Origin of the sequence: Mesorhizobium onobrychidis (assembly GCF_024707545.1) — a bacterium.
GTDB classification, from domain to species: Bacteria; Pseudomonadota; Alphaproteobacteria; order Rhizobiales; family Rhizobiaceae; genus Mesorhizobium; species Mesorhizobium onobrychidis.
Map to the genome: position 1 here is coordinate 59,935 of NZ_CP062230.1, position 12,156 is coordinate 72,090.

Below are 12,156 nucleotides of genomic sequence, written 5' to 3' on the forward strand. Positions count from 1 at the left end.
GCGTGGCAGCCGTGATCGTGGTGTTGATCGTGATTGCATATGCGGCTGGTTGGTTCGGCGGCACACCGCCGCCCGCGCCACAACAATGAGAGCGATCGGCGCGCGGCAGATTGCGGATGCCGCGCCTCGTGCGACCCAGAGAAATGGTGCCAGAGAGTTCCCAGGCCGCAGACGGCGTTGTGCCTCGTGCCTTTCCTGGACCGTTTGGCCGTCCATCTCCCAGATCATCACCGTGACCGCGCCCGACATATGCGCATCCACGACACGATCGAAGACGTTCATCCAAATCATGGCTTTGGTTCCTCCCGTTCGGACCAAGGGGCTAGGTCAGCGCCCCGATGATTGCCATGACCAACGCAGCCACAGCGGCGACCCCGGCGAGCCGCGCCCAGAAGAGTGTCTGGGTGTTGAATTCGGTATTCCGCCTCTGAAGCTCCGCCCGTGCCTTGAAGGCAGGCGGGGTGTCGTTGAGGTAAGCAAGCTCGGTCAACTCTTCGTCGGAAAGCTTGCGTGCTTGCTCCTCCATCTCGGCTGAACTGCCGGTTAGTTTTGCCATAGCTGCCTCCCGTGCCTCCCAGAAGGCCGAATATTACACCCGTTTGACTGGGAGCGCAGCGGCGTCAAGCGTAACAAGGTCCGACCACATACGGCTGATCCCCGTCATGATCACGCGTCTGCGGATTCTTAAAGCGGCTGCTTTTCGGAAATCGACCACCGCTCCGGCGTCCGTGGCGGACCGGGCTAGGCGGTATCGATGCTCGTTTGCGCGCCGCCTCAGTCGCACGCCGCCACAGGGGATCGCCAAGCGCAGCCTGCCACATAGTCTTCCCGTCGATCACCTCGACGGGAACGGCCTCGAGTTCGACATCGACGACAGCTACACATTTTCCACGCATTCGCCAATTGAACTGGCCGGACCCTTGCGACGCCTCCACGTTTTCGTGAGCGAAGCCCTGCCGGGCATCATCGTGATTGGACTTCACCATCCGTTGGAGTCACGCTGACCCCTAGGTATGAGTTGGGTATAGGTCGGAAATGGGTGGGACCAACTATCGTCCGAATAGGAGGTCAAAATGAAACACCAGACGATCGAGCAACTGCAGATCGTCGCCGAGATCGATCAGGCCTACCCGCGCCAGGCCATGTCGCGCAGCGAACGTCTTGAACGCTGGGCGGAGCTCCTAGAACGGAAGCCTGACCGGCGCCTCTCGACGCTGCTCCAGACCGAGTATCAGCCGGTTAGAGCACGCGTGGCCATGCGCGGCGACAGCTCGCCGATCTCGGTCGCTTTCGAGGATCCGGTCCTCCGCGCCGCCGGGTTGGAAAACGACAGCTACGGCGAAGCGAAGCGATTCTTCGAACTGACCGACAGGCAATTGCACGAGGTCATCTGCTATTGCCATTTCGGCGCGACGGTCAACGCGGCAACGGCCGCCCGTCACATCCGTGCAGCGCTTAACGGGAGACAGCCCGGCATGTTCGCTCGCTTGCGCGAGGCGTTCGTCGGATAAAGCCGGCGCCATTTCGCAGGATCATTGTTGAAGCGGCTCGCCTGGGCCGGCGGATCGCCGTAAATAACAACGGTGGCGTATTCGATCGGCTGAACGCCCCCGCCGAAGCATGGAGCTGTCAGGCCGAAGCAGTATCGAGCGACAAGCCCCCGAACGCTCAAGGTCTGGTGCTGGCGCGGCCGGGGCTGTCGGCCGAGCTAAAAATCAGCCAGCGCGCGGCGCTCGACCTGGTCGCCGAGCTGGCCGTCCGCGAGGTGACTGGCCGGGGACGCTACCGGGCGTGGGGAATCGTTTAATACTCCTGTCCGTGCGGCGGTGCTTGCCTCGCCACCGATCTCGGCCGTGCTGCGGCCAGCTTTTGGGGCTGTGGGAGACTTCCACATTTGCGCCCGATTAGGTCGGGTTGTATACGGCGCCGACAGGCTCATGCGCAGCGAGATGGGAATGGCAGTCAACTTCAGCGAGCTTCTGGAGGCGTTCGAATTCGTGAGCTCCGGCGGAGGCGGCGAAAATACGGCCTATCTGGGCAAGGAGACAGGCAAGATCTACTGGCATTCCGACTGGGCGGACGATGTTGAAGAACTGCCTGACGACGTCGAGGACAGCGGGAGATATATCCCCATCCCGGACAAGCGAGAACTCGATCTCGGCAAGCCGCTGGTGCTGATATTCGCGCGCCACCACCTGCCCGACGATTGCGATAAGGTTCGGGAGATCTTCAGCCGGGCGGGTGCCTATGCCCGCTTCAAGGATCTGTTGGAGCACAGGGGCGCCGTTGATCGATGGTACGACTTCGGGCAAAAAGCCACGGAAGAAGCGTTGAAGACTTGGTGCGCGGATAACGACATCGAGGTCAGCGGCTGAAGTTGAGGTATCAAGCGTCTGGTGTCAGGATGGTTCCGATGACTGGCCCTGCGGAGCGACGGTTGCAATGCGGACAATGCAGACCTTCGTAAGAGAAGGGGCAATCGGTTTCGCGGCCCGATGCGGTCACTCGGATGTGGATGCGTCGTTGTGTCTACCCGGGCTAACGAATCAACTGGCTGTCCCAGACTTGGAAGAGCAGCTCCTTGAGCTTGGCGAATCGAGCCCGCCCAAGCTCGGCGCGCCATTCGCGTTCGATGTCGCGGAGGGTGTCGTGGACTTTCGCGTAGGCTGAGCGTCCACGTTCCGTTAAGTGGACAGCGCGCGCGCTCCTCGTCAGGTGAGTCGGACCGCTCGATATAGCCGTATCCTTCAAGGCTCCGGAGCAGCTGGTTCATCGCCTGCTTGCTTATTCCAGCACGCTCCGCGAGGAGGCTTGGGCGCATTGCGAAGACGAGTGTTGGCCAGGGTCTCGGAAGGCGCCTATCGTGACCCTTTGAAAAACCCGGAAAGAGCAGCTGGATCAGGCACTTGAGCGTTCCGGTGCTCGGGGTCACTGTTCGGTGCGATTTCACAGCTTGGGCTTGGCAGGGAAATACATAATTACATCAGGACGCGTCTTTCCGAGATGCTTTGAGTGTGGCGTTCAAGCCGCGCCAATCCTGCGCCTGGACGATACGCGCAACAGAGGGAGCCCTATGCGCAATTATTGTTGCGCATAGCTTTGAAAGTTGCGCGTAGATGTGGTTTAATTGCGCATAGAGGGTTACGCGCAACCTGCGCGGTTTACGCGCAACAAAGTGAGGTCAGGTGGTACGGCTCATTCAGACAGAGGATTTGCAGGCAATCGAGGCCGCCGTGCGAAACCATCCCGAGGGAATGACTGCACAGCAGATCGCCGATGCGCTCCCATCCGCCCCGCCGCGCAGGACCCTGCAATATCGCCTCAGGCACCTTGTCGACAGCAAGCGCTTGGTCATGGAGGGCCAAGGCCGCTGGGCGCGTTATCGCGTGCCCCGCATCGTCGAGGCGGTGGGCATGGCCGCAGGTAGAACCGAAGCCAGAGGCGTGGGTGAAGCCTTGCTGCCGCTCTCCAGGTCCGGCGCCGACATACAGGAGTATGTCCGCAGGCCGCCGGAGGCGCGCAAGCCGGTCGGCTATGATCGCGCGTTTCTCGATTCATACCGCCCCAACGAGAGCTTCTATCTGTCGCCGACCGAACGTAAGCACCTTCAGGAAGTCGGCACGCCGAAAATCGCCGAACAGCCTGCCGGCACCTATGCGAAGCAGATTTTGAACAGGCTGCTGATCGACCTGTCCTGGAACTCAAGCCGCCTTGAGGGCAACACCTATTCGCTGATCGACACCAAGCGACTGATCGATCTGGGAGAAGAGGCGGAAGGCAAGGAACGTCTGGAAGCGCAGATGATCCTCAACCACAAGGACGCGATCGAGTTTCTTGTCGGCACGGCCAAGGAAATCGGCTTTAACCGCTACACGATCCTCAACCTTCACGCGCTGCTTGCTAACAACCTGCTTGCCGATCCCGATGCGGCGGGCAGGCTCCGCCATATCGCCGTTGGCATCGAACGCTCGGTCTTTCATCCGCTGGAGGTGCCGCCAATCATCGAGGAGTGTTTCGACCAGATTCTCGCTACAGCCTCCGCGATAGCCGATCCCTTCGAGCGGGCCTTCTTCGTGATGGTGCAGCTTCCGTACTTGCAGCCGTTCGACGACGTGAACAAGCGGGTGTCGCGCCTGTCGGCAAACATCCCGCTGATCAAGGGCAATCTCTCGCCCCTGTCGTTCGATGGCGTGCCGCGCGAAACCTACACCGATGCCGTGCTCGGAGTGTACGAGCTGAACCGAACCGAATTGCTGCGCGACGTGTTCATCTGGGCTTACGAGCGCTCCGCCGCCCGCTATGCGGCGGTGAGGCAGTCGTTGGGGGAGCCAGATCCTTTCCGGCTGCGCCACCGGGCGGCGCTGCGCGAGGTTGTCGGCACGGTCATTCGCGAGCGCATGGACAAGAAGCAGGCGACAGCCCATGTCGGCACATGGACGCGCGAGCATATAGAACCGGGGGACCGAGAGCGGTTTCAGGAGACTGCCGAGAACGAACTTCTGAGCCTGCACGAAGGAAACTTTGCGCGTTACCAGATCAGGCCGTCCGAGTTCGCGGCGTGGCAGGACGCCTGGAGCAGGTGAGCGTCTTCGAGATGATCATCCTGATCACAGGACGCAGATGATTGCCGCCTTGTGCTCCCCGTCGGCCATCACCGCTTCCGACGTTCCCGCAGATGCGGCATCCTGAGAAAACGCTCGGCATCGGCATCTTCGGGCTTGCCGCGGCTGCAATAGCAGTCCGGCTTCGGCTTTGCGGTCGTCAGCCTGGGAACGTGGCCGTAGTAGTTGATCAGCCGCTGAGATTCTCTCATGCCGTCACGGCGACCATGAATTCCGTTGCCGCGAGGGCGGCGACGACGCCGTTGATCGGTGAGACGGACGGGCCGGCTTCCCGGAGCGCGTCCCCTCGGGATGCCGTAGATAGGGGTCATTACAAGAGTAGTGCTTAGGTGTCCGGAATTCATGAACGAAAGAGGAAGTGCGGACACACCGCGGCGTCTACCTGTTCGACGAGATTGATGCGCTTGCGGCGTCGCGAGGGGCGGACAACGATATTGGTGAGGCGCGTCGAATCCTGAATTCGTTCCTGCAGTTTCTTGATGAGAACACAGGCCCGTCGATTGTGGTTGCGACCACGAATCTCCCGGAAATTCTTGACCGGGCCGTTCTGCGCCGCTTCGACCTGGTGCTGCCTTATCAATTGCCGAATGCCGAGGCGATCGAGAAGGCGATGCGCCGTCGGCTGCGAGGCTTTGATGTCGGCACTGTCGACTGGAGGGATGTGGTGCAACACGCCGAGGGTCTGTCCACGGCCGATGTTGTCGCTGCAGGGGAAGATGCCGCGAGACGGGCGGTTTTGGGCAACTCAAGCGAGATCAGGACCGCTGCAGTGGTCGCGTCCCTCGAACGCCGCCGGTCGCTGCATAGCATAGGGGCGGGAACGTATGCCGAGGGACCGACAACATTTCATTCTCAACGCTCTGTCAAAATCCGAAAAGTTCAAGCCAAAAGGCCAGCCGTTAACAAAGCATCCAAGTGACGTTGCCGATCGTGCTGGTCACGCTCAGGCGCTGCTGCAGGCAATCGATCATCTCCCCGATGTAAAAGCCGAAGGAGCTGCAGGCGTCTATCTCGAGGTCGCCGGAAGAACCGGCGAGGTCATGGTTACCACCGGCCTCAACGCAAGTGATCTGACGCTTCTGCGTTTCGAGCCTGCCCAACCCGCTGCCAACCAACCGCCACGAGCAACTGTCTTTGCGACTGGCGATGGTGTGGCCAAGCTACGCCGTAAAATTGAGGATTTCGCACAGAAGAACCGCACGAAGAAGGATGGCACGGAGGGGCGTCCCTACATTGCCGATCTCGTGCAAAGCATCGGCGCCATCGTTGAGGCGGGACTTCGCGCGTTGTGGCGGAGCCCGCCTGCAAAGTTCCCGCCAGGCGATGTCGCGGTTCCATGGGAATTGTGGCTAGACAAGACACAGGCTGCCGGATTTATCGGAATCGCTCCCGAGTATGGGGTCGCGGTCGGTGCGGATCGGCTCGAGTTTCCCGAAGACATAGTAGCCATAGCGACCGCCACAAGAGAGGCGCTTGCGTTGGCGGTGAGGCGTCTCGGTGGCGTTCGTGCTCTAGCAGCTCCCTCGATAACCGCCGACTATTTCGATGCGATGCCGATCGAGGAACAGGCTAATTGGCTCGACAACTTATCGGGACGGACCACATTCGATGCCTCTGACGACCCCAGCTATGTCACGCTGCTCGACAGAGGCGTCAGCCGTGCCCATCCGCTCATCGGGCCGGCTCTCAATGCGGACGATAGGCATGCCGCAGATCCTGCTTGGGATGTGACGGACTTCGTCGGCCATGGCACGCAACTTGCCGGCTTGGCGCTCTATGGCGACCTGACCGTCGCGTTACAAACGATGCTGCCGATAGAAATTCGGCACCGACTGGAGTCGGCAAAGATCATTCCAGATGCGGGACACAATCCTCATCACCTGCTTGGAACTTTGACTCGCGCGGGAATCAATGCCGCGGAAGCGACCGGCGATCGGCGCCGTACCTTCGCCATGGCAAGCACAACGGAGGAGGATACTCCTCATGATGGCGCTCCCACTTCATGGTCCAGCGAAATTGATCAGCTGACGGCTGGTGTCTCGGGAATCAAAAAGTCCCAGAGGCTGATGGTGATCTCGGCCGGGAACACGGTCCAGAATATGTTCGGCAACGCGGACTACCTTGCGGTTTGCGATCATCCGGACAACGAAATTGAATCGCCAGCTCAGGCCTGGAATGCCATTTGTGTGGGCGCGTACACCGAGAAGAACGTCCTTCCGGCCGGCGAAGCGGGAGCCCCACTTGCACCAGTCGGCGACCTTGCACCGTCATCTCGAACCGCAAGCTGGTCCTCGCATTGGCCACTGAAGCCAGATGTCGTGTTCGAGGGCGGCAACTGGGTGGTTAACGGACCTCCGCCACCGATGCAGCATTCTGCATTGTCCCTTCTCACCACGGATCATACTTTCCCCAACCGAGCGTTCACCACCTGCGGGGAAACCAAGTGGCGCCACCGCCCTTGCTGCTCGGGCGATCACAGACCTATGGTCGGACTATCCTGCGCTATGGCCGGAAACGATCCGGGCAATCTTTGTATCGTCTGCTCGTTGGACCCAGCAAATGCTCACCCATCTTCCCGCAAATCCCGCAAAGGGGCATTTCGGTCCGCTGTTCAAACGCTATGGTTTTGGGCTTCCCGACATGGAGCGGGCTCGCCGCAGCGCTTCGAATGCGCTGACGCTGATCGTACAGGATACGATTACGCCATATCGCTTGAGCGACAGCGGCGGCGCTGATCATGTCCACAACGAGATGAGGTTGTTCGAACTGCCGTGGCCTGTGGAGGCATTGCGTAAGCTCGTCAACAGCCCTGTCACTCTAAGGGTCGCTCTGAGCACCTTCATCGCGCCCAATCCATCGGAGCCGGCGCGCGGCTCAAAGTTCCGTTATGCTTCGCACAATCTGCGCTTCAAGCTTAATCGGCCAAACGAAAACAGAGCAGCTTTCATCGCACGTATCAGCAAGGTCGCTGAGCAGACCGAGGAGGAGACCGTCGACGAGGACGATGGCTGGATATTCGGGCGCAATCGTCGCGACGTCGGATCGTTGCAAATTGATCAGCTTGCCTGTCTCGCATCGGATCTCGCTCGCCGCAACATCCTTGCCGTCCATCCCGTTGCCGGCTGGTGGAAGACAAGAGCGATTGCGGATCCACAAGAACGATCCGTTCGGTTTGCCTTGGTGGTTGAGATCGATGCGAGCGAGACCGAGGCGGATCTTTACGCAGAGGTTCAGTCGGCGATCGAGGCGCTCAACGTGGCGCAAGCCGTCGTCTAAGGATTTGAGTCAGCTGTGCGCACACATTGGTGGAAATAGGAGGTTGTCATCATGGCCGCTCCAAAGCGCAGCAAAATGACAGCCCGATTGCCGCCACGCTGCGCCAGTGGGACCAGCCATGGCAGTTGGAAGCTGCCGCCCGGCGTACGGGTCGCTCAAGCAAGAGGCCCAGTCGGCCCGGGACCCGCATCTCTTTGAATTATTTCCCCTGCAGATCAGGGAATCGGATCTCCAATGGCGCCTTGCGGCGCGTGACTCCGGAGAGCCTGACAGAGCTGTCTTCCTTAATTGCGAGGGTCCGAAAAGGATCAGGAAAAATCTTCCAGGACCCTCGAAAACGTCAAAACCGAGATGAGCTTGCAGGTACTCGCCTACAACATGAAACGCATGATCAACATCTTCGGCGTCAAGCCACTGATGACGGCAATCGCCGCCTGATCACGCCCCCGACCGCCAGCAGCCTCATCGCTGCCATGCTCAAACAGTGGCCGTCATACGCAATCTGCAATCGCGTTTTCACACAACCTCGGTCAGGTCACGACGATGCCCACACCAACCTGAATGGCCGCTCTTGAATATTCGCAGCCCGAAGCTGCCGGTCTGCTGTCGGCCCCAAAAACGGTCGTTGCTTCTTCGAGAAGTCGACCTCCGCGACTAGGCTTTGTATGGCACCACTTCTCGTTATAGTGTATGGTGACGCACATCCCGCGTTGTCGGTAGCGCCCCTTGTGAGGACGCTCAATATGACGGTCGTTAAAGAAGTTTTTACCACCCTCCTCACCGCAGCATTTGTTGTAGCCGCGCTAACATACCTTGCTAAAATGGTGATAAGCGGGTTTTTTCAGAAATCGATGGATGTTGAGCTTGCGAGGGCCAAGGCAGCCATCGAGGATGAATATAAAACCAAGCAAAACACTCTAGAGCGCGAGCAGGGCGAGAAGCTAGCTGCCATAAAAGAGCAGGCTGATAGGCGCATGGAGAATCTGAAGGCATACCTTGCCAGAGCGGAACGGCTGGAAGCTGAGCGTTTGAGACGCCGTGGAGAAAGCTACGGTTCAATTTGGGAGCTTACTGGCGCTGTAAATCTTTTCGGGCAAAGCGATGAAGTCAACCAAGTCGCGCTTTCGAAAAAATTGAGAGACTGGTACTTCAAACAAGGCTGGCTGCTCTCAGAAAGCGCCAAAAACCATTACTTTTTGGTGCAGGAAACGCTAAATTTCGCGATCCTCAGGTCGCTCGAATTGAAGCGCCCAATTGACGATAAATTATATGCCAGCGAAAAGCCTCCTGTCGAGGTGCTAAAGCAAATTCGTCGTGAAACGCTTCGTCTGCCTGAAAATCCACGCGAAGTGTCTCCCACACTGGAAGATATCCGAGCAGCCGTTGTTGACTGGAAGAAAAATTCCGGGGATGCCAACGGCTTCACTGCTCAGGAAAGGGCTTGGGTGATCTTCCAGTTTGTTCTGAGCAGTTTTCGAACACGCTTGACAGATGAACTAGGGTCTCGTCAGACGATACAAACACAAACGAGTGCGCTTACTATCGTAGAATAGGCCCAACTCTTGTCCTATTGCTTGCAGCCGATAATCCGAAGGGCCGCCGCATTTGGCCAAGAGAGCAGCTCATGGCCCTAGTTGTTCAGTCCCGGAGTGTGGGGGAATCAGTTTATCTGGTCCTGCATTCCGGGAGGGGCTATGGGACAGATACTTCACGGCAGCGCCGCGACCACGCACGCAGTCCGAACTGCGATACAGCGATCGAAGGCTTCGCTCAAAGAACTCGCCGCCCGGCACGGGCTGAATCCCAAAACGGTCGCCAAGTGGCGCAAGCGCAGCTTCGTGCATGATGCGCCGATGGGACCGAAGGACCCTCGTTCTTCGGTGCTGAGCGCCGAGGAGGAAGCTGCGGTCGTGGCGTTCCGCAAGCACACGCTCCTGCCGCTGGACGACCGCCTCTATGCCCTTCAGGCGACAATCCCGCATCTCACCCGCTCATCGCTGCACCGCTGCTTTCAGCGACACGGCGTCAGCCGCCTGCCGGAGATCGCCGGCGACAAGCCGGCCAGGCGACCGTTCAAGCAATATCCCATCGGTTACTTCCACATCGACATCGCCGAGGTGAGGACCGGGGAAGGCAAGCTCCACCTGTTCGTGGCCGTGGACCGGACTTCGAAGTTCGCCTTCGCTCAGCATGAGAGCGCAAACGTCAGGACCGCCGTTTCCTTTCTCAAAGCCCTGATCGAAACCGTGCCCTACAAGATCCACACCGTGCTCACCGACTAGTCGGAGGTCCGGAGAGGGGTGAGAGCGGCGTCGGCCGCTCCTAGTGCATTGAGACGTGAATGGACGTCGAGCGATGCGCTCGGCTTCAAGAGCTGGAACTGGAACCAGCGTCTCATTCTCGAAGTCGAAACCCCACAGGGCGTCGTCACGAATGGCAGCGTCGTCAGAATCGAGGTCGGAACGACGCCCAAATGGGCTCCCGGTCAGGGTGCCGGCGGCATGGGCGGCCGCGTCGCGGCCGGCGAGGCATCCGTTGTCGAGATCGCGCCCGGCAGATATCTGTTCCCCCTGCTCGACAACGGCACCGAGCAAATACCCTACTACACCTTCTTCCCGGCGGACGACAAAGATCGGGAGAGGCAGGCCGCGGCGCTGGAAACCATGCGCGGCATCCGCAACGTGCCGCACGAGCGCTATCCGCTGCTTGTGACCTTCACCGACATTGCCGACCCGACCACCGTACGGAAGGTCGATCCGGCCGACCTTGCTGAAACCTTCGGCCCCGGCGTGTCGCTCAGGCGCGTTACCTCGAAATGACCGATGAAACGGTCACGACAGGGCAGATTAAGAGATTGCTTTCGTGGATTGCCGACTACCACAGCAAGCGGCTGGACGGAAACCGGTTCGGTACCATCAAAACAGCCACCAGCGCTTTTTCTTCAGCCCGCTAGCCTTGGCACAGTCGCGGCCGTCACTGCCCGTTTCGTGGATGGCCCTACCGAACGCCGTACGTTGCCTTATGCACTTCGATCAATGCCCGCAACTCGCGGGACGGGACCTGGCTCCGCCGCTGCGGTTCCCTGGCGATGGCCCGTTCCGAAAACGGTCGAAGCGATGACGGCACTTGCGGAATTGACGAGCAAGGTGCGGCGGTTGACCCTGGACTATGGTGAGCTCCTGGCACTGTGCTGGCTGTGGGACTGCGCCCAGCCGCACGTTGACGCGTCACCGTGTCTGGCTCTACGGCGAAGTGTCTGAGACGGAAGCGGGGTCAGCCAAGGCGCGACCGCGAGCACGCACCAAGCGGCGCGCCGAGCAAACGCCACCTCAAAAAGCGGCGGCTGAACTGCAGCCGAAGCCGCGACCGGGACGCGCGAGCACGCTCATGGCCAGGATTTCGACCGATACACCGACAGGTGTGGCAGTTGAGACAAAGCGCCGACGCTTATTTCAACAGCCAGGCGCTTAGAGCGAGCGACTCTTCTTCCCAACCGGAATCCCGTTCACTCAAACTCGGGAAAGCACTAGTAGCCAGCAGCATTGGTGACGTTTTCGACAGGGGGCAGCGACATCAACCATACCGGATAGGAGAATGATGCTTCTAGTCGAAGCGGACTTGGACAATCCTCGGCGGCAAAGATGTGCTCGGCCGTCTCGAAAACGTATGCACTCTGTCGGTCGACGGCACCGAAAGCCTCAAAGCCAAGGGTCCAAAACTTGTGCTTTCCGTAATCCAGGGCCGTCAGCTCGAACAGACAACCCTCATTGGGGAGAGGTTCTTTGGATTCGACTGGTTCCGGTCTCCCCTTGTCAAAGGAGTAACGCTGCAGGCTGCGATCCTTGTCGATGTAGAAGAGAGGTGCGCCGCTCGCGATGATTGCGCTCTCGAGTGCAGCGACTGCAGTATCCTCAAGAGAGAATTTGATCCAGGCGTCGGTGTAGCCCGCAACGTCGTTTTTGAATGTGACCTCCCGCGGCGGGTCGCGTTCGGCTTTGACCTCGAAGCGGCCCTGACGCAGCTTGACCCCAACCCTTTTTGACCCCGGAAGAACCAAGTAAGTGTCGGTCCGCAAATCTTCTTTCTTGATCGAAGGCTGCCGCCGAAACCACTCTGATACTGTCCCAGGTATCGGCCCGGAATGGAACCATCGGATTTCTACGCTGGGCTGCAAGATTTCTGTGCTGGGCTTCATGATTTCGCACTCCCTGTTGAATGGTCTCCCCGCGCCCTGCTCTGCGAATACCTCTGTCATACC

Annotated in this window: 13 protein-coding genes and 4 pseudogenes; 13 read left to right on the forward strand and 4 right to left on the reverse strand. The window is 59.5% G+C overall.

The genetic code is table 11. The features are described from left to right. Positions 1-322: 322 nt before the first annotated feature. Entirely contained in the window at positions 323-556 is a 234-nt protein-coding gene (locus IHQ72_RS36250) for a hypothetical protein (protein ID WP_258124279.1), read from the reverse strand. Between the two features lie 106 nt (positions 557-662). Here IHQ72_RS36250 and IHQ72_RS36255 point away from each other — a divergent pair, with 106 nt between their 5' ends. The 4 genes from IHQ72_RS36255 to IHQ72_RS36270 all read left to right on the forward strand — a co-directional run bounded on the left by IHQ72_RS36255 (position 663) and on the right by IHQ72_RS36270 (position 2,375). After that, positions 663-1,004 (forward strand): hypothetical protein, encoded by a 342-nt coding sequence (locus IHQ72_RS36255; protein ID WP_258124280.1) that lies wholly within the window; start codon positions 663-665, stop codon positions 1,002-1,004. Between the two features lie 69 nt (positions 1,005-1,073). Further along, positions 1,074-1,511 carry a hypothetical protein gene (locus IHQ72_RS36260; RefSeq protein ID WP_258124281.1) on the forward strand — a complete coding sequence of 146 codons (438 nt, stop codon included), beginning with the start codon at positions 1,074-1,076 and terminating at the stop codon, positions 1,509-1,511. Positions 1,512-1,678: 167 nt separating this feature from the next. Then, on the forward strand, positions 1,679-1,807 hold the full coding sequence (locus tag IHQ72_RS36265) for a helix-turn-helix domain-containing protein (RefSeq protein WP_374120435.1): 129 nt from the start codon (positions 1,679-1,681) through the stop codon (positions 1,805-1,807). A gap of 148 nt (positions 1,808-1,955) precedes the next feature. Further along, positions 1,956-2,375 (forward strand): hypothetical protein, encoded by a 420-nt coding sequence (locus tag IHQ72_RS36270; RefSeq protein ID WP_258124328.1) that lies wholly within the window; start codon positions 1,956-1,958, stop codon positions 2,373-2,375. A 377-nt stretch (positions 2,376-2,752) separates the two neighbouring features. Here IHQ72_RS36270 and IHQ72_RS36995 read toward each other — a convergent pair. Next, positions 2,753-2,821 (reverse strand): annotated as a pseudogene (locus IHQ72_RS36995) (MarR family transcriptional regulator); the annotation flags it as partial. Positions 2,822-3,185: 364 nt separating this feature from the next. Between IHQ72_RS36995 and IHQ72_RS36275 the strand changes: the two are divergent. Beyond that, the gene (locus IHQ72_RS36275; RefSeq protein WP_258124282.1) at positions 3,186-4,583 is read left to right on the forward strand and encodes a Fic family protein; all 1,398 of its coding nucleotides are present in this window, start codon (positions 3,186-3,188) and stop codon (positions 4,581-4,583) included. 68 nt (positions 4,584-4,651) lie between these two features. Here IHQ72_RS36275 and IHQ72_RS36280 read toward each other — a convergent pair whose 3' ends face one another. Then, positions 4,652-4,813 (reverse strand): hypothetical protein, encoded by a 162-nt coding sequence (locus IHQ72_RS36280; protein WP_258124284.1) that lies wholly within the window; start codon positions 4,811-4,813, stop codon positions 4,652-4,654. A gap of 167 nt (positions 4,814-4,980) precedes the next feature. On the opposite strand from IHQ72_RS36280, the gene IHQ72_RS36285 reads away from it, so the two are divergent. From IHQ72_RS36285 to IHQ72_RS36315, 8 genes and pseudogenes are all read left to right on the forward strand, one after another. Continuing rightward, positions 4,981-5,541 (forward strand): ATP-binding protein, encoded by a 561-nt coding sequence (locus IHQ72_RS36285; RefSeq protein WP_258124285.1) that lies wholly within the window; start codon positions 4,981-4,983, stop codon positions 5,539-5,541. Positions 5,542-6,172: 631 nt separating this feature from the next. Continuing rightward, positions 6,173-6,991, forward strand: a pseudogene (locus IHQ72_RS37375) (S8 family peptidase); the annotation flags it as partial. After that, positions 6,936-7,193: pseudogene (locus IHQ72_RS37380) on the forward strand (S8 family serine peptidase); the annotation flags it as partial. The pseudogenes IHQ72_RS37375 and IHQ72_RS37380, both read left to right, overlap by 56 nt. A gap of 186 nt (positions 7,194-7,379) precedes the next feature. Then, positions 7,380-7,898, forward strand: coding sequence for a hypothetical protein (locus IHQ72_RS36295; protein ID WP_258124287.1), 519 nt, complete (start codon positions 7,380-7,382; stop codon positions 7,896-7,898). A 743-nt stretch (positions 7,899-8,641) separates the two neighbouring features. Continuing rightward, on the forward strand, positions 8,642-9,451 hold the full coding sequence (locus IHQ72_RS36300) for a hypothetical protein (protein ID WP_258124288.1): 810 nt from the start codon (positions 8,642-8,644) through the stop codon (positions 9,449-9,451). 141 nt (positions 9,452-9,592) lie between these two features. After that, positions 9,593-10,177, forward strand: a pseudogene (locus IHQ72_RS36305) (transposase family protein); the annotation flags it as partial. 21 nt (positions 10,178-10,198) lie between these two features. After that, entirely contained in the window at positions 10,199-10,717 is a 519-nt protein-coding gene (locus IHQ72_RS36310; protein WP_258124289.1) for a hypothetical protein, read from the forward strand. Next, positions 10,714-10,851, forward strand: coding sequence for a hypothetical protein (locus IHQ72_RS36315; protein ID WP_258124291.1), 138 nt, complete (start codon positions 10,714-10,716; stop codon positions 10,849-10,851). Before IHQ72_RS36310 ends, IHQ72_RS36315 begins: the two co-directional genes overlap by 4 nt. A 573-nt stretch (positions 10,852-11,424) precedes the next feature. Here the strand turns inward: IHQ72_RS36315 and IHQ72_RS36320 are convergent. After that, positions 11,425-12,093: a hypothetical protein gene (locus tag IHQ72_RS36320; protein WP_258124292.1), complete on the reverse strand. Its 669-nt coding sequence runs from the start codon at positions 12,091-12,093 to the stop codon at positions 11,425-11,427. Positions 12,094-12,156: the final 63 nt, after the last annotated feature.